The sequence below is a fragment of the Pantoea hericii genome (genome assembly GCF_014155795.1).
GTDB lineage: Bacteria > Pseudomonadota > Gammaproteobacteria > Enterobacterales > Enterobacteriaceae > Pantoea > Pantoea eucalypti.
In genome coordinates this window covers 88,682-111,542 of record NZ_SCKV01000002.1, presented here as the reverse complement: position 1 = coordinate 111,542, position 22,861 = coordinate 88,682, and the positions used below count along the sequence as shown (strand labels likewise).

Below are 22,861 nucleotides of genomic sequence, written 5' to 3'. Positions count from 1 at the left end.
ATCGGGCTTTATCTCCCCCGACTCAGAATGAGTAAAAGTATGAATGACGAAATCGCGGGGAACTCTGAAACGCCTCCCGCCAGCGCAGCGCCTGAAACCATTGATCAGTTTCTCTGCTTTGCGCTCTATTCCGCCTCACTTGCCATGACAAAGCTCTATCAATCCCGGCTAAAACCGCTGGGACTCACTTATCCGCAATATCTTGTGCTGCTGGTGTTGTGGGAAAAAGATGGCCTGACCGTCTCTGAGATTGGTGCCCGCGTTCGGCTCGATTCCGGCACGCTTAGCCAGCTTCTGAAGCGGCTGGAAGGTGCGGGCATCCTCTGCCGCCAGCGTGACACCGGTAACGATGAGCGCCGGGTGTTCATCTTTCTGACAGAACAGGGCCACCAGCTTAAAATCGACGCGGCTGGCGTCCCGGCGGATATGGTGTCGGTAATGGATACTGACTGTAGTGAGCTCGGCCTGCTGACAACCCAGGTCGCCATGCTGCGCGAAAAATTGCTCAGGGCTCTGCCATGAAAGGTGCTTTTGATAAACGAATGAACATGTTAAATAATCAGCGTATTTCGTTATGCGCAATTCAGCCAACCAGTTACCGCTGGAGTTTCTTTTGAGTAGCGATAAACCGGGGGATATGGATGATGTCCATGCCGTTGTCGGCCATGCTGTATCAAGCCTGCTGAAGTCAGGCCAGAGTGCGGGTGTACTGGAAATCATCGCATTTCTGCAATCTCAACAGGCGCGATCGTTCAACGGCCAGAGAGAAATTTACGCCAAAGCCGTTCGCGTTGTGACAAAACTGGTTAACTGATCATCAGATCACTCTGCCTGACGGCGTTCCAGACCGCCCTCCTTCCTCTCTTTTAGCAGAACTTACCCGCTAAAGTGCTGCACCAGCAGGCGCCATCAAATCATAGCGATCGTTCTGCGGAGCCGTGTCCAGGCCCATGGGCGGCTCAACTTTTAAGGTAATCCAGTTAGAGGTCACACGCTGCTGCTTGCTGTCCTCAAGGGTTACCGACAGGCGGTATTCATTGCTGGCCTCTGGTGAGGGATCCCATTGCGGTAAGATGACACTCCAGCCCTGCGGATCGGCATTATTGGCCGGTGGCGTCAGGCTCAGCGCCTGCGTATCACCCTGCCAGCTTACCGCCCTGATGTCATTGCTGGCCCGCACCTGCAGCTTCAGCGGCAGACTCTCGCCACTGCTCAGTTGCCATGGCGGCGTTGCCAGAAATACGGAGAGCGTTTTGCGCTGACGGAATGAGAGCACCGGCGTATCACTGCGGGTCACGGTATCATAACGGCTGCCGCGCAGGGAGCGCGCCTCTGCGACATTACCGGCATCAAGCTGACGGCTCAGCGCCACGCCGAAGCGATAATTGAGTTTAAGCCCCAGCTGATCCTGGCTTTCACCAGCGCTACTGGCTTTGTGAGTGGCTGAAAAGGTGACCAGCGGCACCGGCGTGTAGGAGAGGCCAAACGACATGGCGGAGGGGTTGTGATAACGGTTGCCGCTATTAAACAGATCGACATTCTCACCCAGATATTGCTGATAGCTCACCGAGACACCCAGTTGGCGATAAAAAGGCAGATAGCTCTGGCTGGTGATGTCATAGCCGCGCGCCATGCGCTGCTGCTGTGAATCATTCAGGTTTTTCCAGCCGGAAAGCGGCTGATAGTAGTTGGCAGAAAAGCGCATCGAATCGCTCCACGCCTCTGTGCCCACCGATGCACGTTGCAGGCCGCTGCTGAAGGTGCGATCAATAAAACCGTTATAGCCCAGCAGCCAGTCACCCGCGTCCCAGCGTTGTCCCAGCCCCGCGTTGCCAACCAGACCATCATCGGTATCGTGCAGGCCAAGCTGGCTGAAGGTGAGCAGGCTGTTCTCATCGGACAGGGCGCTAAAGAGATCGCCACCGGTGCCCGCGAAGTTCCCGTTCATATCGACTTTCAGGTCCAGCTGCGCGTTGCCGTATGGGGAAAGCAGTGACTGCCCTTCGCTCTCAACCCGGCCCGCCACTTCATCCCGCAGATGATTGAACGCCCAGACACCCGCCTGTTGACCAAACGTGACATTGCTGTCGCTGTTGTTACTGGCTTCACCGATACTTTTGGCCACGGCCGCCAGCTTTTTGCTCCACTCTTCATCCTGATCGCTGGCACCGCCCAGCGTCGGCAGCGATTCACTGTAGCGCGCCGGATCATCGAAGGGCGTTTCGGACACCGCTGTTTCAGTCTGGAAAGCGCGAGCACTCTGCGTCGCAGTCAGCGACAGCGCAATCAAAGAGAGAACTCCTGTTTTCCGTATCATGTCACCCGGCACATTGATCAGTTCGTTGCTGTAATTAAAGACAAATCATTAGCACTTACCTTAACATATTGTGACGGTGATGCAGGACAGCAGCGGCAAATTGTGCATATAACAGAAAAATCCGCACTCAATAAGGCCTGCATTTAACGCAGGCCCAACGCAGAAAAGCCTCTGTCAGGAGAAGATTAACCCGCCATCCACGTTAATGGTCTGCCCGGTGATATAGCGCGCATCGTCCGAGGCAAGAAAGGCCACCAGTCCCGCCACGTCTTCCGGCTGACCGGCGCGCTTCAGCGGAATGTTTTTAACCCACTCCGCCATCAGCTCACCTTTGCCGTAGGTTTTCTCCTCGCTGCTGAGGATCTCACCCCAGACACGATCGTTGTAATCCCACATCTCACTTTCGATGATGCCGGGACAGAAAGCGTTGACGGTGATATTCCACGGCGCCAGCTCCAGCGCCAGACTCTGGGTAATGCCAATCACGCCCATTTTGCTGGCGGCATAGTGCGGCGTGTAGATAAAGCCCTGCCGTCCCTGCCCGGATGACGTGTTGATCAGGCTGCCGCTGCGTTGCTGCACCATATATTTTGCCGCTTCACGACAACAGAGCCAGACGCCGGTCGTATTAACCGCCAGAATCCGTTCAAAGTCGCTCTTCGGCATGGTGTCAAAGCGGTCGATGGTGATCACACCCGCATTCTGTATTGAGACGTCAATCTGACCAAAGCGCTCAGATGCCTGCTGATAGAGCTGCTGCACCGCCGCTTCATCCGTGACATCGACCTGCAGCGCCAGAATCTCACTGCCGTATTGCTGCTGAATCTGGTCGGCGGTCGTGAAGACCCGGTCAGCATTTGACACCATCACCAGCCTGGCCCCGTCGCGGGCGAAACGCGCCGCAATCCCGGCACCAATGCCGCGACAGGCACCGGTAATCACCACTGTTTTTCCACGTTGTTCGCGGCTCATAATTGCTCCTGTTATGTGTGACGGACATCAGTGAGAGGCGCTGCCTGCTGCTTTTTATCATGGCGACGCAGCAGCACCACTTTGCTTTGCAGACGTTGCTGGAACTGGTCGATCACCACCGCAGTAACAATCACCAGGCCTTTAATGACCATCTGCCAGAAATCGCTGACGCCCATCATCACCATGCCATCCGCCAGAAAGACGATAACAAACGCGCCAATAATCGAGCCGGAAACCCGCCCACGGCCGCCTGCCAGCGCCGTACCGCCGAGTACCGTGGCACCAATGGCGTCCATCTCAAACATATTGCCGGTCATCGGATGTGCGGTCTGTAATTGCGAGGCCACTACCAGCCCGACCAGACCGGCGCAAAGGCCAGAAAAGGCGTAGACGAAGACTTTTACTTTGATAATCGGTACGCCCGCCAGACGTGCGGCGGACTCATTGCCGCCGATGGCATAGATATAACGACCCAGCGGGGTTTTGCGTGTCAGGTAGAGGCCGAGCAGTAAAAAGCCGAGCATCAGCCAGATAGGCAGATAAACACCCAGTACAGTGCCGGAGCCAAGCAGCGCAAAACCGGTGTTGCCCAGTGCGGGCAGCCCTATCAGGTTGGCGTAGGTGCCGCCGTCGTTGAACAGCAACGCTGCACCGCGCGCCACATACATCATTCCCAGGGTGCAGATAAAGGGCGCCACGCCCAGACGGGTGATCACCGTGCCGTTAATCAGCCCCACCAGCACGCCAAAGATGGCCACCACCAGAATGACTTCAGGCACGTTGAGAAATAGCGTATTGCCGCCCCACAACGGAATGCCATTGGTCAGCAGCGCACCCGCCACCATGCCGCAAATCCCCGCGACCGCGCCCACCGAAAGGTCGATACCGCCGGTGAGGATCACCAGCGTCATACCAATCGCCAGCAGTCCGGTAATCGCCACGTGCTGCGTCATGATCAACAGGTTGGAGGGCGTCAGAAAGTTTGGCACCATCACGCTGAAAAAGCCGACCACTATCAGCAATGCAATAAAAGTGCGCGCTTTAAGCAAATACATATAAAGCAGATATTTTTGGTTCATGACATTCTCCGGCCAGCTTAGAGCCTGTTCCAGTTCGCGTAATCGTTGCAGGCAGTCGGGACAGGGACAGCGCATAACAACCGAAACGTACACGCAGTACGTGAGGATGGTGAGCACTGCCCCGCTTCAGACTGACAAATAAAATAAGGCGCTTAATCCTGCGGGGTTGATGCCGCGATCAGATGTTCCCGCGTCGCCGCTGCGCGCGGCAGATCGGCCGTGATCCTGCCATCGGCCATCACTAAAATGCGGTCTGCCAGCGCCATGACCTCATCCAGTTCGGACGATGAAAACATCACGGCCAGCCCCTGCTGCGCCAGGTTGCCAATAAGGTGATAGACGTCGGTTTTAGCGCCCACATCAATGCCGCGCGTTGGCTCATCGAGTAACACCACCTGCGGTCCGGTCATCAGCGCTTTACCCAGCACCACCTTCTGCTGATTACCGCCGCTCAGCGCCGTCACCGGCAGGTCAGGATCGCTGACCTTGATCGCCAGATGGCCGATCATCTCATTCACCCGCTGATGCTCCCGGCCCGGATTCAGCAGCCCAAGCGCCCGGCGAAAACCGCGCAGACTGAAGTCAGAAAGCGTCATGTTGGCCGTCACCGACATCAGTTCAATGACCCCTTCGCCCTTGCGATCTTCAGGCACCAGCGCGATGCCGCTTTTCAGCCGCTGCTGGAAACTGCGTTTCGCCAGATCTTTACCGGCCAGCCGAACCCGGCCCGACTGACAGGACATCAGGCCAATCAGCCCCTTGAACAACTCAGTACGTCCGGCCCCCAGCAGTCCATAAATGCCAATCACCTCGCCTTTGCGCAGGGTAAAACTGACCTCATTCAGCTTGTAGCCGCCGTTCTGATGCAGCGCGGTCAGTCCCTCGACCTCCAGCACCGTTTCCCCTTGTGGCGCAGGCTGATAGTCGAACTGTTTTTTCTTATCACCCACCATCTGAGCGATGATCCAGGGCACGCTGGCGTCGCGCACCTCACGCTCACTGATGAAGCGGCCATCGCGGAAAATGGTGATGTGGTCGCCAATCTCCATCAGCTCTTCCAGCCGGTGAGAGATGTAGATGATGGTGACGCCGCGCCGCTTCAGCTGGTCGATAACGCTGAACAGCACTTTGACTTCCGACTGGCTCAGGGCGCTGGTCGGCTCATCCATGATCAACACCCGGGTATCCTTCGACAGCGCGCGGGCGATCTCCACCAGCTGCTGATGACCAATGCCCAGCTCGCCCAGCGGCGCATAGGGATCGACATCCAGTTTCAGCCGGTCCAGCAGCGACTTCGCCAGCGCGTATTGATACTTTTCATTGATTACACCGCGCTGGAAAAACTCATTGGCGATAAAAATGTTGTCCATCACGTTCATGTTCGGAAACAGGTTTAGCTCCTGAAAAATGATGCTGATACCCTGTTTTTCCGCCTGATGTGTGGAATTGAGTGAAACCACTTTGCCATCCAGCAGAATCTCACCCGACGACGGTGTTTCCACCCCCGCCAGCATCTTCATCATGGTGGACTTACCGGCCCCGTTCTCACCAATCAGGACATTCACTTTGTTGCGGTAAACCCGATAGCTGACCTGATCGAGCGCAGTCACACCGGGATAGAGGCGCGACACATTGCGCGTTTCGATAATCACGTCGCCGGACGGTTGCGGTTGAGGGTTTTGCATCTGCCGCTCCTTATTGCCGGGTAATCGCAGCCGGGGTGATATCCGGCAACTGCTGCGGAATATCCCAGCTACTGAACACACCGGAAACACTCACTTTATCGCCCACTTTCGGCGCGAACTGCTGCATCAGGGTGGAAGCGTGCTGGTTGATCGCCTTACCGTAGTCACCAAACAGCACCTGGTCATTAAAGTCCTGATAGCTCGCACCTTTATAGGCATCGCGCAACGCGGTCCCGCGAATAATCGGCCCGGTCTGAATAGTGACACTGTCACCTGATTCGTCTTTCACCGTCATTTTTCCGCTGCGCGACGTTGTGTTTACCGCGGTCACCTCACCGCGAACCGAGACGCTAAAGACACAGGGATTCTCAGCCTGACTGCGATAGCCATAAGTCTGACAGGCGCTGTCAAAGTCTTTGGCAGACTGCAGCGACTTCATCAGCGTCGCCAGCGGTTTCGCCTCTGCCTGGACCTGCGGCACCAGTTTTTGCTGCCACAGCTGGTCGATGTTAGCCATTTTTGGATTGGGTGGATTTTTCAGGTCAGCCAGCTCCTGCTGCGACACAATTTTGCAGCCGCTTAACAGTAAGACCACCAGCGTCAGCCAGACTCTTCGGGACATCTTCTTCTCCCTGGCGCCCGCTAATGCAGGCGCGGCAGCGTTTAGTTACGACTTGTAGTTGAAGTCCTGGACGTTTTTGGCATTTTCCGGGGTAATCAGAATGCCGCGGAACATCACACGCTGTTTTTCCGGCTTCACGCCCTTCTGAATGAAATTATCGAGATCGGTGACACCTTCGGCGGCAATCGCCTGGGCCTGCAACATCACGGTGGCTTTCAGCGTGCCCGCTTTCACTGCATCGCGTTCATCGTTACTGCCATCAATGCCCACCACGATCACATCGTTGCGCCCGGCCGCCTTGAGCGCAGCGATCGCGCCCAGCGCAACCGGGCCGTTGCCGCAGATCACCCCTTTTACATCCGGATGCGCCTGCAGAATACTGTCCATAATGCGCTTGCCGTCGATCAGCGTACCTTTCGCATCCTGACGCGCCACGCTCTGCATATCAGGATATTGATCCAGCACCTGATGGAACGATTTTGAGCGGGTGACGCAGTTATTGTCGGCCAGGTTACAGGCCAGCTCGGCGTATTTGCCCTTTTCGCCCATTTTCTCAACAAAGACGTTGGCTACATCAGAACCTGCCTGGAAGTTGTTATGGGTAATCTGCGCCAGTGCCACGTCATCGACCGGGATTTCACGGTTAATTAAAACCACCGGAATGCCGGCATCTTTAGCCTTTTTAATTGCCGCCACGCTGGCGGTGGAGTCGGCGTTATCCAGTACGATACCCTGCACTTTCTTACCGATAGCGGCATCAATCAGTTCGCTCTGCTTCTTCACATCTTCGCCATGCGACAGCACCGTGGTCTTGTAACCCAGTTCCTGCGCTTTGAGATTGGCGCCTTTGGCTTCGGAGGCGTAGTAGGGATTATCGAGTGAGTTAACCAGAATCATAATGGTGCCTTTTTCGGCGGCAAACGCCGCCTGCGAAACCAGACAGGCAGCCACGGCAGTGCAAAGCAGGGTACGTTTTTTCATGATGTTCTCTCTTATCGTTATGGCAGGGTATGAAGTCCCGGATGTTGGGCTGGCATTACCAGATAGTGAATCCACCATCGATCATTAAATCGGCACCGGTAATCATGTCGCTGCCGTTACTGGCGAAGAACAGAACGGCGGCGGCAATTTCATCGGTATAGGCAAAGCGGCCCAGCGGAATCAGTTTTTTCATCTGCTCGCCCTTTTCGCCGCGCCAGGCTTTCTCGCCCATAGGCGTCAGCACCACGGTGGGCGACAGGGTGTTCACGTTGATGCGATGCGGCGCAAACTCTTTGGCCATCACTTTGGTCATGCCCAGCAGACCTGCTTTGGCGGAGGTGTAGGCGACATGGTTATCGATAGCGATGGACGCCGCCTGAGAGGCGATATTAATAATTTTGCCGCCCGCACCGGCACGGATCATCAGCTTTGCAGCTGCCTGCGAGCAGAGAAAAGGCCCGGTAAGATTCACCGCGATCTGCTTCTGCCACTCGGCAAAATCGGTTTCAATCACGGGTTGCAGCATCACGTAGCCCGCGCAGTTCACCAGGATATCGATGCGGCCATAATGTGAAACGACCGCGTCAAACGCCTCTTCCACCGATGCGGGATCGGTGACATCACAGCAGACAAACTGCACCCGATCGGCCGCAAACTCCGCCTGCAGACTGGCAACCTTCTCCGCTTCAAACGGCGGATAGAGCAGAGCCAGACGCGCACCCTTCTCCAGCAACATGCCATTCGTCGCCATGGCGATACCGCCCAGACCACCGGTCACTACCGCCACTTTGTCAGCCAGATTCATTGCGGTATCTACGCCGTAGCGCAGGTTTACGTCATATTCGCCACTCATCCCACTCTTCCCCTCAGATTTTTGCTGATGCGGTTGATTCATTCATTTTCGAACAAAAATATATGCTATCGAAAAGAAATGATGTGTGGAGCAGATCAAATTTCGACCATCTGCCTCTCAAAGCCGCTTATCTGATTGAAAAGACGTGATCTGGCTTCCAGTCACGAAATAAAGCCGCACTGCTGCAATCGGGAAAGCCTGAGAGATTCAATAACATGCGGATTGCTAATTTTCGTTCGAAAACCAATGACCTATCTGGCTATCTCGCATTCATAAAAATGGCGCGTTAAACTCAGCCACAGAGACTTTGTTTGCCCGACCTCTCAGGTTATTGGAAAAGGGAGCATTTCGATTGAAAAGCAAAAGTGAGCAGTTCGCTGACATGCAGCAACGCCGCGAGAAAATTCTGGAGATGATCCGTGAGGATGGCACGGTCACGGTCAAAGCACTGACGGAGACCTTTGGCCTGACCGAAGCCACATTACGCAGCGACCTGCGCATGCTGCAGAAACAGGGCTTTGTGCAGCGCTACCACGGTGGCGCAACGCTGATGACGGGCAAGCAGAATACCGGGGCGATGCTGCTGGAGCGGCAGACCCATCTGGAAGAGAAAGAGGCAATTGGCCGGCTGGCGGCGCAGCATATCGAAAATGGCGACACGGTGATTTTCGATTCCGGTACCACGACCACCGCGATTACTGACGCCATCAGCCACATCCGCCGTCTGTCAGTGGTGACCACGGCAGTCAATATCGCCCTGAAACTGGGTGGCGAGCCGGGGATCAATATCCTGCTGACCGGCGGCACCTTTAAATTTCCGACGCTCTCCACCTCAGGCGAGAAAGCGGCCAGCTTTTTTGAAAACGTGCTGGCTGAAAAACTCTTCCTGGCGACCGCCTGCATCTCGCCGCGTCTGGGCCTGAGTTTCCCCAGTGAAACGGATATCAAAGTAAAACTGGCGATGATCAAATCCGCCAGCACAGTGTATGTGGTGGCGGACTCCAGCAAAATCGACAAGGTATCCATGTTCGCGCTCCCCTGTGACTGGAGCAACATCCACTACCTGATCACCGACAGCGGCATCAGCTCCGCGCAGGTCAAAGCGTTTGAAGCTCTGGGCGTAAAAGTGCTGGTGGCCCCACTGCCGCTGAAGCGGGCGATGTAATTTAAAATTCGTACCCCGCTAAAGTGAGTGATTCCAGAGCGGTGAGACCCGAAAATGTGAGGCACAGGTAAGCGCGGACATTTCAGTTAGCCACTAAAAAACCCGCACCATCACCAACAGTGCAGGTAAGGCCTGCCTGAAGAGCAACGTGTGCGAGCCAGGGAGGGCGAGCCCAATCCGCAGGGATATCCGTTCACTGTTATACATCGCTGTACTCTCGGCTGTGAGCTGTAATACAGAGATAAAAGCAGAGCTCAGTACTCCCGAACAGCGACAGGTGTATTTCCCTTGTTGAAAAGTGAGATTGTAAAGGAGTTGTTTCAACTACGATTGGGAGATAGGGCTAACGTCCGCTATGTGCCAGAAGCTGACGTTCGCGTACAAAGGTCAGCCGGACTGTCAGCCACTGAGCATTCTCAGGCGTAACACTTTCGCTCACCTTATAAACAATTGTGCTCGTCGGCGGCCCGGACTTTCCTGCCGAAGAGGGGCGTCATAAAAAAGGCGCCCGAAGGCGCCTTATGATTTACGTTAACGGTCAGAAACTCACTTTCACACCGACCAGCGCGCTGGTATCCGAGTAGCCGCTGCTACCCACCTGCTGACCGATGTTCCCCCACAGGTTCAGGCCCGGCTTGATCTGGCCCTCAACACCCACTTTCAGCTCCCCGATATTGCGGGTGCCTTTTTGCGAAACTTTGACACCGTTAAGCTGGCTGCCAAAAGTTTTGGTATTACCAATCCAGTTGGCCTCCATAAACGGCTCAAACGTACGGTTTTTTCCGTCATCAATTTTGCTGTGACCTTTCATAAATGCCCGGACACCAAGGCGAGCCTGAATGTTGCCATCTCCTGTGCCCTGAACCTGTGTTCCGTTACCTTCCCGGATACTGTCTGCCTCCACGCCCATCCAGGTCAGCTGTGCCTTGGGCTGAATATAATAGCTTTCACGCTCATTTTTCTCACCAAGCTTCCAGGTATAACCGCTCTCAACCGAGGCGGTTATACCCTTAGACTTATACGACTCCGGTGCCAGCGAATCGCCCTGCACATTATTGTTAAACCAGCTGTACTGCGCCCAGGTGTCTACGTATGCGCCGGTTTTCTGTTCATTGTCCTGAAGCCAGGTACCATAAACACCTGCGCTGTAGCCGCTAATACTGCCTTTCGCTGATTGCCCGCTTAAATGGTTATGCGTATTGCTGTGCTGATTTGCATAACCAGCCATCACGCCAAGGTGGTAGCGATCAGCGCCGTCAGAACTCCACTGCGCCACATCACCACCAAGTTGCATCACATAGCGGTTAGCCTGTGTTTTCTGCTGGCCGCTGCTGTCGGCAAAGCGCGTGTGCCCGCCAGTATTACGCAGCCACATGCTGGTCACCTTCGTCTCACCCGTGATGGCATCCACGTAGTGCGTTTCACCAAGGCGATCGTGAAGACGCGTGTTAAACAGAGTGTTGGCTGCAGCCATATTTGACGCATATGCACCGGATTCCGGGCGGTAAACGCGTACAACGTCATCCTCTTCGGCGGGTTTCTCCTCTTCGCTGCCTTCGTTACCACCAGCCTCTTCCACGGTATTGTGCAGGTACCAGTTGGGACTGTCTGCATCCTTGCCCCGGGCCAGGTGATACTCAAAAGCACCTGCTACAATACGGCCCTCCTGCGTGAACTCACCTTCTGACATGCCATGAACGGTTATCACTTCAATGCCGTCAATGGTTTTTGCACCGCTGCCGCCAGCATTGTTCACCGTCACCGCGGTTGTTCCGCTGGTGTTGCCGTCAACCTCCAGGCGGTCAGTGAGCGAGCCATCACCGCCCAGCGCGGTATTAAGCACCAGACGCCCGCCGTTACCCGTATAGTTGCCCTTCACATGCAGCATGCTGCCTGCCACACCCGACTGCGCCACCGCCAGGGTACCGCTGCTGGTCAGGTCTCTGCCGATGGTAAACTGCACGGCACCACCCGCTGCGCGCGTCACCGGACCGAGTCCCCCCAGCTTAAGGGTACCGGCGTTGATTACATCTCCCGCCGTACCGCCAAAGCCACCGAACACCGCCCCGGCCGCCACGTCAGTCCTGCCTGATGCCAGGGTCACATCCTGTCCGGCGCTGCCAAGCTGCAGGCCGCCCGCGTTCACTGCCGTATTACCGGTGTACTGAGCAGACGTGCTGCTCAGGGTCACCACGCCGGCGCCGTTCTGAGCCAGCGCACCGCCTCCGGTGACGGCGTTATCCAGCATCCAGCTTGCAGCACCGTTCAGGTTCAGAAGGCCGTCATTATCCACCGCAGCCGTTCCGAGACTGTTTTCGCCGGTGGCGGTCAGCGTACTACCGTCCGTTATGGCGAACCGACCGCTGAAGTCACGGTTGTCACCCTCAGCCACAATGTCGCTGGCATCGTTAAGTGCCACCAAGCCGGTGCCGCTCAGGCGGTTGACCAGCCGTCCGGTCGCACGATTCAGGGCCAGCAGACCATCACTGACGATGCTGCCGCTGCCCAGTCCCTGCACATCGTCAAGCTCCGCCGCCGCACCATTGCCAATGGTGGTGGTGGCGGTAAGTCCGGTATTGCTGCCATGTACCGTCAGGGTTCCGCCATTGACGTTAAGCGAACCCGCACCCTGCAGGCGTCCGTCCGTCGTGCCACCCTGGCTGACCGACAGGCTGCCGCCGTTAAGATCCGTCAGGGAGCCTGCTGCCGCATTCAGTACTCCCACGGTCTGGCTGTGCCCGTTCATGTCAAACGCGGTGCCTGCGGCAAGTGACAACTCAGACGTCTGGCCGAGCACGTTATCGTTCCCCATCTGCAGCGTGCCACTGCGCACATCCGTCCGACCGGTATAGGTGTTACCGGTATTTGAAAGCGACACGGTCTGGCCGGTACCGGTGTCAACAGCGAGGTCACCGCCACCGCTGAGCATAGCGCTCATGTCTGTCGCACTGCCGGTCTGCCCGCGTGCGTCCAGCACCAGTGCATCACTGCCGGAGGTCAGAAGCGTCAGCGCCGTCAGACCATAGCTTGCATAGAGGCCGTCAGAAGCTGCGCCACCGGTCAGACGGTAGTCGTAAGTGGCGTTCGCCACGGTCTGACCGTTCTGTGTCACCTGCGTGTAAAGCGCATCGTTGATAACGTTGCCGTTCTGGTCCTTCAGCACCAGGTTACCGCCGCTGCCGGTGACCGTACCCTCGCTGCCGGCCAGCTTAAGCAGGGTGTTTGCATCATCCTGTGCCATCAGCGGCAGCGCCTCCGGTGACAGCACCGTGGAGTTATCTACGGTTCCGGCATTTACCTGCACCGTGCCGCTGCCGTTCAGGTTCAGCAGGCCTGCGGTCTGCACACTGCCTTTAGCTTCGCTCTCGCCCGGCGTGCCGGTATCAAAGGCCACGGTGCCGCCGTCAAAGGCGAGTCCGCCGATGCGCTGCACACCGTCCGCCACGCGCACTGTGCTGCCAGAGCCTGCCAGCAGACGGGAGGCGGCAAGTGCCTGTGCATTCAGGCCGCCCAGAGCGAAGGTGGCGTCGTTCAGCATCAGGGTGCCGGTAAAGTCCCGGCCCGCTGCTGCGGCATTGTTTGACGAAAAGTCAAAGGCATTACCCTGTGCGGACGCCGCCAGAGTACCCGCACCACGCAGGAAGCTGCCGAAGGCCGTGTCGCCCGCGCCAATGATGCGCAGTGTGCTATCCCCGCTGACGCTGTAGCCGGTGCCCGCCGCGTCATCCCTCGTGTCCCCGAGCGCCAGCAGCGTGCCGTCGAGCGTGAGCTCTGAGCCACGAGTCAGCGTCACCGCCTCAAAGCCCGTGAGGGTCGCCGGATCGGTTACCGCCAGCAGGGAGTCGCTGAGGTTAAGCGTATCCGCACCCGCGCCGGCCTGGAGTGAGCTGAAAAGCCCGGTATCAGAGGGGCGGATTCCGCTCAGGTAGAAATTGTCGTTGCCGCTGCCGGTCGTGACGTCGTCAGCCGAACTGCCGCCTTCCAGCGTGACGCTGTTGTTGCCATCGGCGAGTGCAACCCGTCCGGTGATGTCACCACCACGTGCGTTGGTAAAGTTAAGATAGCTGCCGGCCGTCACGCGCAGGGCGTCATAGGCCGCACCTGCCGCCTGAATCACGCCTTTGTTTATAAAGCTGCTGACGCTGCCGCCGGACACATCCACCACCGCCGAGGTCAGAGACTGCGAGGTGAGCGAACCTGACTGTTCGACGTTGCGGGTACTGCCACTAACGGCCAGCGCCGCCCCGCCAGCCACATTATTAACGTTGATGCTCGCGCCCGACTTCACGTCGCCGCTGGTATGAGTGACGACGCCTCGGCCCTGCGTGCTGTCTACGTTGATGACCAGATTCTGCGATTTTGAAGTATCAAAATCCTTGTCTGACAGGGAACCATCGGCGTGACCAAAGTAGATGCCGGCGCCTGCACCGCTGACGGTGATGGTGCCGCTGTTCTCCTCTGCCAGGGTGGCGGCCGTGCGCACGCCGTAGCCGTCACCCACGGTGATGGTGGTGTTCTTCAGCTGAATACCCGCGATTTCTGCAGCATTCTCGATGGCACTCCCGGTACCGCCACTGGACATTTCAATAGTGGCGCCGTCAACCATAAGCCCGGTTGCGCCGCTGTCCAGCAGCACCCCGTGGGCGCTGCCGCCCGCGCGCACCGTCCCGTTACCATTAAGGTTCAGTGCTGCGCCGTCACGGACGCGGAAGGCGGCCGTGCCATCGGTAGCATCAACCATCCCGGCGTTGCTGACCGATGAGTCCGCGCCTGACACGTCCACAGCCGTGCCGTTTACGCGGATGGTGCCGCTGTTGTTAAGAACGCCACCCTCAACCTGCACGCCCGTAGTGTCCAGTGCGGTAAAATCGATCGTGCCACGGTGGTCAAGCGTGCCACCGTTGCGGGCGATGTAGCCCACCGCACCTGGCGCTGCGTTGGCGCTGTTGAGTGTGGCAAAGCTTGTGAGCGTAGCCCCTTCAGCCTGACTCTGATTGCCGCTGATGTCGGTGTAGGTGTTCTCCACGATGCCCGCCGAGCTTCCAGCACCACTGAGATTAATAATGGTATCCGCCGTGAGCACGCCGCTGGCGTCGCCCGCCACACGCAGGCCTGAGGCTCCTTCACCGGTGACGTTCAGGTTCATGTTGCCGGTGTTAAGAGTACTTCCTGCTCCCTTCACGCCAGTAACCAGCAGGCCGGTAGCGTTTTTACCGCTTACTCCAACCTGTGTACCGGTACCGCCGCCGTCAAAGGCAGCGCCGCCATCTATACGGTAAAGCACGGAACCTTCAGTGCTGACATCCTGCCTGCCGGCGCTGTTGTCGGTGATGCGTGAGCCGGCGCCGAAGACGTAGTAACCCGTCTGATTTTTATCGCGGAAGTTAACGGCTGCACCGTCCTCGATAATCAGCTGCGCACCACTGCGCGCATGTGCGGCGATAGCTCCTGTGCCGTCAAGATTAATGATGCCCGCATTAGTGGCGGTGGCCATAGGTCCTTCGGCCCACAGACCATAGTTGGCGGTACCCGTCACCGGGTCGACTCCGGTCTCAACCTCAATGGTACCCTCATTACGAACCGCTGAGCCCGTGCGGTCTGTCATCCTGCTGATGGCCTGCATGGCAATAGAATTAATGCCTTTCAGGCTGATGAGACCTGTAATGGTATTAATGACGTTAACCGCACCCTCTGTTGCTACCATGCCCGCGTTCTGCAGCGGCGCCTGACCATTCACGCCCGGAGCACGGCCAAGCAGGGTTATGTCCCCGGCATTGGATATGCTCGCCTGAGGGCCATGCGCAACCAGCGCGCTGGCGCCCTGGACCAGGCTGCCAAGAGTAATCTTACCGCCAGCGTTATTACGGAAGATACTGCTGCCTGTGACGTCAGCCAGTCGGTTACCGCTGGTTCTGACAATGACGTCACTTACCGAATCCGTCAGCGTTTTCTGCGCTTCACGGCCCAGATACATCTCACCATCATTATCAAAAACGGCACTGTCCTGAACCATTACGCCGCGGGTAAAAACTGAATAGCTGGTCGTCGCGGTGGGCTCAGTGAGGGTTACAATGTTGATATTTCCCGTGTTGCGTAATGTACTGTTGCCCGCAAGCGTAATACCCTGGTTACCACCCAGCGCTCCACGTGGGCCGACATTAATGACACCGCTGTTGTTTACAGTAGAGTCTTGAGCGTAAATAGCCGTATTCGTTCCCTGACTGGCGTTTGGCAATGCACTGTTACTGCCCGCATTAATGCTGCCCCGGTTATTGATAACTGAACCATTGGTCGCATACACTCCCATTGAACCGCGGGTGGTGTTGGCGTACGACTCAATTGTGCCGTCATTATTAAGTGTCGCGCTGTCTTTCAGGCGGACTATTGAAGCATCTGAATAGCGCGCGGTGATATTGGCTCCGGAGAGAATATTAACAACGGCGCCAGACCCCTCGGCAAGGGTGTAGGCCACGCGATCAAAACTAACGTTCTGCCAGACCGCATCGTCCTGAGGGATGGGGTTGTTAGTGTAATCAATGTATAAATATTTATTGGGCTGTTCGAACGCCTTATTGAATTCCGCAAGGTAGTTTTCCGGGGCCAGATTACCGTTCTGTACAGCATCAATCAGGGCCTGATTATATTCTTTAAGTTCATTAATATTACTGACATTTTGGGAGCCTATAGCACTGTTAAACGTTCCGGTATATCCTGATTGAAATGAAGAATATGCCAGCGTTTCAGGACGTGCCACATTTGCGTTATTACCGAGATAAATAAGAGTGTTTGAATCGTAGTTAAGTGTCGCTGGTGCTGACGTGTTGGCAGACGTCAGCTTAAAGACCGATGAGATAAAGTCCGGGTTTGATTTACTCACCTTCATGATCATATTCAGCTGATTCAGCGGATCGCTCAGCCAATCAGCCGAGTTACTGCCGATATGTACTGTCACCTCACTACCGGCAGAAATTTGTACCAGATTACGGTCAACGTACTGGCCATCTATTCCCACTGCATAATGAACAGGTACGATGCCTGTGCCACCCTGAAACTCCTGGATACTATTGCTGTCATATGCTTCGAAAGTCTTTACAGTTCCCGTCTGCTGATCAAAATAATCAAATCCAGCCCGGTCACCGACCCGGATTTGCTGGTCCAGGTAATTTGTACCGCTGCCGCTAAGATATCCATTGCTAAGCGCCTCGTTCAGGGTGGTGTTCCTGTATCCTTGATCACCTTTTGTAATGCTGCCCCATCCTGTTGCGGCAATCGTTTCCACTGAACCAGTGATATTCTGGACATGTCCGCCATCGTCCGGTCGAAACGCATCCAGACCAATATCTGCTGCTGCTGAAAAACAGGCCAGGCTGGCCGCTGAAAAAATCAGTGCCCTGATTGTGGTGCCGGTGCGGATATTTGCTGACGTCGAAGACTTTGTTTTTCCCCGCGCAAACTCAGAAGTAACATCATATCGCTGACAGGCGGCATTCCATTTTACTTTAAAAATTTTATTCATGGTGTTGTGCTCACATTAATTAATAAAAGTCAGAAAATAAATTGAATAAGGACGCTCGCAAGGCACCACCAGCCCAGTGAAAAAACGGTAATAAATATCCAGGCAGAAGGACGCAGAAGTTCGTTATTCATCAGGGAAGCTATTTTTTTCATTTTTTTACTCTTGTCTCCGGGGCTCAGCGCAGGTGTGAGCACGTCCGAAGATAATTCTGTCACCTTAAGACCACATCAAGAATCAGACGGCAGGAGGCGCTCTGTAAGCCGTGGACTACAGATGCACTTTTTTATTCTTAATTTTTAAACCAGCACGGATTTAACTAAGAAGAATGGAAAAACGACGTAGGAAAGGGACTACATAAATATATTTTTTGCATGTAATGATTCGGCAGAATATAGTTGAATGATGTTTAACAGAGCAGATTGAATATGGCCGCGTTTATAATCATTGACGACCATCCGCTGGCGCGCCTGGCTATCCGGATGCTGTTAGAAAAAGACGGACATAATGTGGTGGCCGAGTCTGACAGTGCTGACCGCGTCGTAGAGCTTGTCAGGCAGCACGACGCCGGGGCGCTGATAATGGACATTGACCTGCCGGGTATAAGTGGCACGGAGGCTATTGCCCTGTTACGCGCGGCTAACATCCGCGTACCGGTCATCGTTATGAGTGGAAAAAATCCTGAATATTACACCCAGCTCAGTATGAAGGCCGGTGCCAATGGTTTTATCAGCAAGCAGAACAGCCTGGCCGATCTGTCCCACGCCGTCAGTGCGGTATTTTCAGGTTATGGCTACTTTCCGCTCAGGATGCACGAGTCCTGGGCAGAAAGTGTGGCTGATCCTGACAGTGACCGTCTGCGCCAGCTCTCAAAGCGCGAGTTCGAAGTTCTGCGCTATCTGGGCGAGGGCCGGGAGATCATGAATATTGCTGCGCGAATGGAAATCAGTAACAAGACTGTAAGTACCTATAAGGCGCGGCTGATGGAGAAACTCGGCCTTAAAAACCAGCGCGACCTGCTGGATTTTACGCGCCGGAATAATATCTCCTGATGCGCGCCTGCCTTCTGCTGTTGTGCATACTGTTACCGACTGCGGGTGCCGAGCCGGTAAAGCTCAGTTACACCCCTGCTGCCCTGCAGGATGTTAAGTCACCGGTACTTTCCGACGCGCAGTGGCGCTGGCTGGGACAAAAACGCGAGATGACGCTGGCGTTATATGGTCCAGCCCGTCCCCCTGTAGTGAGAACAGATCCGTCACGACGCCTGACCGGTTACCTGCCGGACTTTGCCTGGAGCGCGGCCCGTAGTATGGGGCTGACACTGAAGGTGGAGCATTACGACCGCGCAGAAGAGGCTTTCGCTGCGCTTGACGCGGGACGGGCGGATGCGGTGTTCACTCCTGCCGGCGATGCTATCCCAAAACACTATAATGCGGGTGATCTCGTCACCGTAGCTGAAGCCCTTCCCGTAGAGGTAACGCGTCGCGGAGCTGCAAACATTAAAAAGCCGGCCCGGGTACAGTCTGAACTCAGTCCCGGGCGGCAGCTTGCTCTGCTCGACGAGGGAGCCATAGCATCAGTCATACTGCCGGCTGGCGAGGCGTGGTATCTGACCGGACGAAACTTCGTTAACTCCCTGGAAGTCAGCCGCCTTTCGGATGCTCCCATGTCCCCTTACCGGCTTATCACAGACGGGCGCGAGCCATTATTCAGCGACGCATTGCGCACAGCGATAGAAAATCTGCGCGCCAGTCAGGTCGGCGAGATACTTGCGTCACGCTGGGATCAGAACGATCTGACACGCTTTGTTGCCGCACCACTTAGCCTGACCCGTGAGGAGAAGGCATGGCTGAGCCAGCACCCTGAGGTGCCTGTAGCCGGCTCAGCCTTCAACGCACCGTTCTTCGTCACTGGTTCTGGCAGTGCACCTGCCGGCATCGGCCCGGAGCTGCTCGCCCTTGTGAGCCTCCGCACGGGCATCCGGTTCCGCTACATAGATATCGGTGACAGCAGGGACCTGCCCGACGCGCTGGTACGTGGCGAAGTACTGATGACGTCGCCCCTGATATGGAGTCAGGAGCGCAGCCAAAGCCTGCTGTTGAGCGCCCCGTTTATGTCCACACCAATGGTGATGGTGACACGCAGTGATTTTGATGGCTCTATGCGGCGCGCCGACCTGGTGCCCGGGCAGGATGCCTCGGCCTGGTTCACCTCAACGTGGCCGCTTGCCACGGTATCCTGGACCGGGAATCCAGGGCTTGCCATGCAGCGAGTGGCCGACGGTGACACCGACGCCACCCTGACTACGCTCACGGGAGCCCGCTATCTGACTCAGGGCCTCTACCGGGACCGACTTTCCCTTCGCGAGAGCCTGCCACTGGAGGATGCAGCCGTAGTGTTTGGTGTGCGCCGGGCCGATCCGGAGTTACTGTCAATACTGAATAAAACCCTGGCAATCATCCCGCCAGACATCGTCACCGCCATTCTCGCTCACTGGCAGTCCACGCCGGCTGCACGTTTTGATACATGGAAAATATATCGCACCGAGTTTTATACAGGCGCGGCGGGTGCGCTGGCGCTAATTCTTGTCACCGCCGCCTGGGCCGCATCGTTGCGCAGGCAGGTGCGGCGAACCCGGCAGGCTAAGTCTCTGCTACGTCAGGAAGTCGCATTTCGCGATCGGCTGATTAACGGGCCGCCCCGTCCCGTCTATGTAACCGGCCGCGACGGAGATATTATCCACACTAACGCGGCGTTCAGACGCTACTTCACCGGTAATGCGGCCGGTCATCTCAGCCTCCCGCTCTGGGACAGCCGCCATCCTTTGTACAGGGTATGGGCGGAGTGTATGCAAACACCGCCCTCAGGAGATATACCGCTTGAGGCCGAGTTTGAACTTGACGCCGGGAATGGGTCTGGCCAGACAATCCGGCACTGGATGACGAGCTTTCAGGAAGGTGACGGAGAAACCGGTGGATATATCGGGGGCTGGCAGGATGTCACGGCTTACCTGAATATGCAGACCGCACTGCAGGAGGCTCGGGCCGATGCCGAACTTGCGAGCAGAACCAAGAGCCGTTTTCTTGCCACCATGAGCCATGAAATCCGTACACCGCTTAGTGCCGTTATCGGTCTGCTTGAACTGCAGGTGCAGGAGCAACGGGCGGATACGGAGCTCATCCGCGTGGCCCATGAGTCTTCGCTGAGCCTGCTGGCGCTGATAGGTGACGTGCTGGATATCGCGCGTATCGAGTCTGGAAAGGTGAGCCTACAGCCCCGCTGGACGCCGGTCTGGGCGGTCGTCAGGCCGGTGATACAGGCATTCAGCGGCCTGGCACGGCAGAAAGGTGTCGTTCTTTCCCTGGATATGCCTGATGACGCTGACATTTTTGCCGACGATCATCGTCTGCGGCAGGTGCTGGCAAACCTCACGGGAAACGCAGTGAAATTTACACAGGCGGGACAGGTACGGGTGTCCGTTACCCTGATGACAGAAAGGCTCAGTGTCGCCGTGGAGGATACCGGCCCCGGCATAGCGGAATGCGACCAGGTCCGGCTCTTTGCACCTTTTGAACAGGCACAGGATACGGCACCGGGCGGCAGCGGACTCGGCCTTGCCATCAGCCGCGAGATCGCCACACTGATGGGGGGCACACTCACCCTTGAGAGTATGCCCGGGCGCGGCAGTACTTTCACGCTGGACGTGCCGGTACAGATCCGCCCCCACACGGCTGAGCCTGAAGACATGCCCGAACTGCCACGCAGCCGGCCTCGCCGGGTGCTGTTGGTAGACGACCACCCGGCTAACAGGCTGCTCATATCCCGGCAGCTCACACTCCTTGGTCATCAGGCGCTGATCGCTTATGACGGACGCGCCGGTATACAGGCCTGGCGCGAGTCACACCCGGATATCATCCTGACCGACTGCAGCATGCCGGAAATGGACGGTCCGGAAATGGCACGTCTCATCCGGCAGGAGGATTCGGACGTTATCATCATCGGCATTACGGCTGACGCACAGGAGTCCGCCCGCGAACGCTGTCTGGCCGCAGGCATGAACGACTGTCTGTTCAGACCCGTCGAGCTTTCACGGCTGGCTCAGGCCATCAGTGCGTATGAGCCGCCCGGCTCAGGGCCGGATGACGATCTGAGCGGGTGGATTGACCGCGCTGCGCTCGATGCCTTTATTCCGGACAGCCCTCAGGAGGCGGACCTTTTTATCCGCACCGCCATCAGTGAGACCCGAAGCGACCTGCAGAGCGCCAGACAGGCCGTTATGGAAAACGATTTACCTGGCGCCTGCCGGATTTTTCATCGTATTGCCGGTACGCTGCGGGTGACCGGCATCCGCCGTCTGGACGAACAGTGCGCGAAGCTGGAGGAGCTCGCTGAAATGGGGGAAGAGCCTGATGTCATCCTTCATCACGTCCTGAAGGCAGCAAATATGCTTGAAGCCTTCGCCCTTGCTTTTAACGCCAAATCTCCTCGCTGAAACCAGGACAATACCTACAGCCATACATGACACTATCTGATTCATCCACGCTGCTGGCTGGGGTGTAATAACACTCAGAGAATGCGAGGAGATATTATGTTCACAGTAACCGTGATGGACAGCGACCAGTGGATAGCACAGGGCATCAACTGCTATTTCAGTGAAAAGCACATAAGGGTCCGGCTGGTTGAGCAGGAAGAATTTGATGTTGCACTGCGCATTGCCGCAGGCTCAAATGTGGTAATCAGCGAACTCTGCGCTTTCGGCAGGGACGTACAGGCCGTAACAGAGCTGCTGGTTTGCCTTCGCCGCGTTTCCCCGAACACCAGGCTGATTATACTGACGGATGTGCGCGAAAAGGCAGTTATCAGCCATGTACTCAGCCGCCTTCCCGGTGTCTGCGTACTCTCTAAGCGTTCTGACATACTGCAGCTTGCAGGCGAAGTGTTCGGCTATGCAGTCGGACCTCAGTCGCAGGAGCAAGCCCTGACAGTCAGAAACAACAAAGAGGCATTGACAGCGCGGGAGTTCGGGTTACTGCGCCTCCTCGCTACTCAGCGCAGCCTGACCGACATTGGCCACCGGCTTCAGCTGAGCGTTAAAACTATCAGCCATCACCGTAAAAATATCATGCTCAAGCTTGGCTGCCGTACGTCGGTAGAGCTGTCTCCTCGTCTGAAAAGGATGGGATTTGGACGGCGTACCGCCTGATGAACCTTGCTGTGTTGGCAGACGGCTAAGGGGCATGCCGTTCTGCCGGGGGGTCTTTATCCGTGGCCCCTTTTTTTTATTCCCCGTGTACAGGATGCACAGCTAAAGCAGCCTGCGCACTCAAGATAATTAATCCTCCACCAGGGATATATGGCCCCCCATTGCTGGTATTTGGCTCCCGAATGGGGGCCATTTTTTTACCAAAATCTATGCTGGCCTGCGTAACCGAATTTCCGCCTAATTAAGCGGATAGTCCCCCTTTTCAATCCGGCTTCATTTATCTTTGGATAGCTTTGTAAATTAAGATCAGTACCTGATCATCCAGATAAAAACCGTCTGATGGCAGCTTTTAGTCGTACGTCCGCTTTTCGCTCATAACGGACATTAATCACCTATAGTCACTGCGCATCTTTAGCCCCTCCCTGGTTGATATTAAACACAACTGCTCACCTGAACTAACCCGCACACTCT

14 protein-coding genes are annotated in these 22,861 nt (G+C 56.3%); 6 read left to right on the top strand and 8 right to left on the bottom strand.

Annotated features, from left to right (window positions below; genetic code table 11):
- The first annotated feature begins 39 nt into the window (after positions 1-39).
- Entirely contained in the window at positions 40-522 is a 483-nt protein-coding gene (locus tag H7K52_RS04115) for a MarR family winged helix-turn-helix transcriptional regulator (protein WP_231001597.1), read from the top strand.
- Between the two features lie 91 nt (positions 523-613).
- Positions 614-814, top strand: coding sequence for a hypothetical protein (locus H7K52_RS04110; protein WP_238343213.1), 201 nt, complete (start codon positions 614-616; stop codon positions 812-814).
- 69 nt (positions 815-883) lie between these two features.
- Here H7K52_RS04110 and H7K52_RS04105 read toward each other — a convergent pair whose 3' ends face one another.
- The 7 genes from H7K52_RS04105 to H7K52_RS04075 form a co-directional block, all read right to left on the bottom strand.
- Positions 884-2,317 carry a YchO/YchP family invasin gene (locus tag H7K52_RS04105; protein ID WP_181405298.1) on the bottom strand — a complete coding sequence of 478 codons (1,434 nt, stop codon included), beginning with the start codon at positions 2,315-2,317 and terminating at the stop codon, positions 884-886.
- 174 nt (positions 2,318-2,491) lie between these two features.
- Complete coding sequence (locus H7K52_RS04100) at positions 2,492-3,289, bottom strand: SDR family oxidoreductase (RefSeq protein WP_003848368.1); 798 nt, start codon at positions 3,287-3,289, stop codon at positions 2,492-2,494.
- Between the two features lie 11 nt (positions 3,290-3,300).
- Positions 3,301-4,368, bottom strand: a complete 1,068-nt coding sequence (locus H7K52_RS04095) for an ABC transporter permease (RefSeq protein WP_008926168.1) — start codon at positions 4,366-4,368, stop codon at positions 3,301-3,303.
- A gap of 152 nt (positions 4,369-4,520) precedes the next feature.
- A complete protein-coding gene (locus H7K52_RS04090) occupies positions 4,521-6,053 on the bottom strand; it encodes a sugar ABC transporter ATP-binding protein (RefSeq protein ID WP_182629748.1) in 1,533 nt (510 codons plus the stop codon).
- 10 nt (positions 6,054-6,063) lie between these two features.
- Positions 6,064-6,675: a DUF2291 family protein gene (locus H7K52_RS04085; protein ID WP_003848375.1), complete on the bottom strand. Its 612-nt coding sequence runs from the start codon at positions 6,673-6,675 to the stop codon at positions 6,064-6,066.
- 45 nt (positions 6,676-6,720) lie between these two features.
- Positions 6,721-7,656 (bottom strand): D-ribose ABC transporter substrate-binding protein, encoded by a 936-nt coding sequence (locus tag H7K52_RS04080; RefSeq protein WP_003848377.1) that lies wholly within the window; start codon positions 7,654-7,656, stop codon positions 6,721-6,723.
- A 55-nt stretch (positions 7,657-7,711) separates the two neighbouring features.
- Positions 7,712-8,509: a GolD/DthD family dehydrogenase gene (locus tag H7K52_RS04075; protein WP_003848378.1), complete on the bottom strand. Its 798-nt coding sequence runs from the start codon at positions 8,507-8,509 to the stop codon at positions 7,712-7,714.
- Between the two features lie 352 nt (positions 8,510-8,861).
- Between H7K52_RS04075 and H7K52_RS04070 the strand changes: the two genes are divergently transcribed.
- On the top strand, positions 8,862-9,674 hold the full coding sequence (locus H7K52_RS04070) for a DeoR/GlpR family DNA-binding transcription regulator (RefSeq protein WP_008926167.1): 813 nt from the start codon (positions 8,862-8,864) through the stop codon (positions 9,672-9,674).
- 538 nt (positions 9,675-10,212) lie between these two features.
- On the opposite strand, the gene H7K52_RS04065 is transcribed toward H7K52_RS04070, so the two are convergent.
- Positions 10,213-17,190: an autotransporter outer membrane beta-barrel domain-containing protein gene (locus tag H7K52_RS04065; protein ID WP_182629747.1), complete on the bottom strand. Its 6,978-nt coding sequence runs from the start codon at positions 17,188-17,190 to the stop codon at positions 10,213-10,215.
- Positions 17,191-17,615: 425 nt separating this feature from the next.
- Here H7K52_RS04065 and H7K52_RS04060 point away from each other — a divergent pair, with 425 nt between their 5' ends.
- From H7K52_RS04060 to H7K52_RS04050, 3 genes are all read left to right on the top strand, one after another.
- Positions 17,616-18,239 carry a response regulator gene (locus tag H7K52_RS04060; protein WP_140915558.1) on the top strand — a complete coding sequence of 208 codons (624 nt, stop codon included), beginning with the start codon at positions 17,616-17,618 and terminating at the stop codon, positions 18,237-18,239.
- A 257-nt stretch (positions 18,240-18,496) separates the two neighbouring features.
- The gene (locus tag H7K52_RS04055; RefSeq protein WP_182629746.1) at positions 18,497-21,679 is read left to right on the top strand and encodes an ATP-binding protein; all 3,183 of its coding nucleotides are present in this window, start codon (positions 18,497-18,499) and stop codon (positions 21,677-21,679) included.
- A 96-nt stretch (positions 21,680-21,775) separates the two neighbouring features.
- Positions 21,776-22,390, top strand: a complete 615-nt coding sequence (locus H7K52_RS04050) for a helix-turn-helix transcriptional regulator (RefSeq protein ID WP_182629745.1) — start codon at positions 21,776-21,778, stop codon at positions 22,388-22,390.
- Positions 22,391-22,861: the final 471 nt, after the last annotated feature.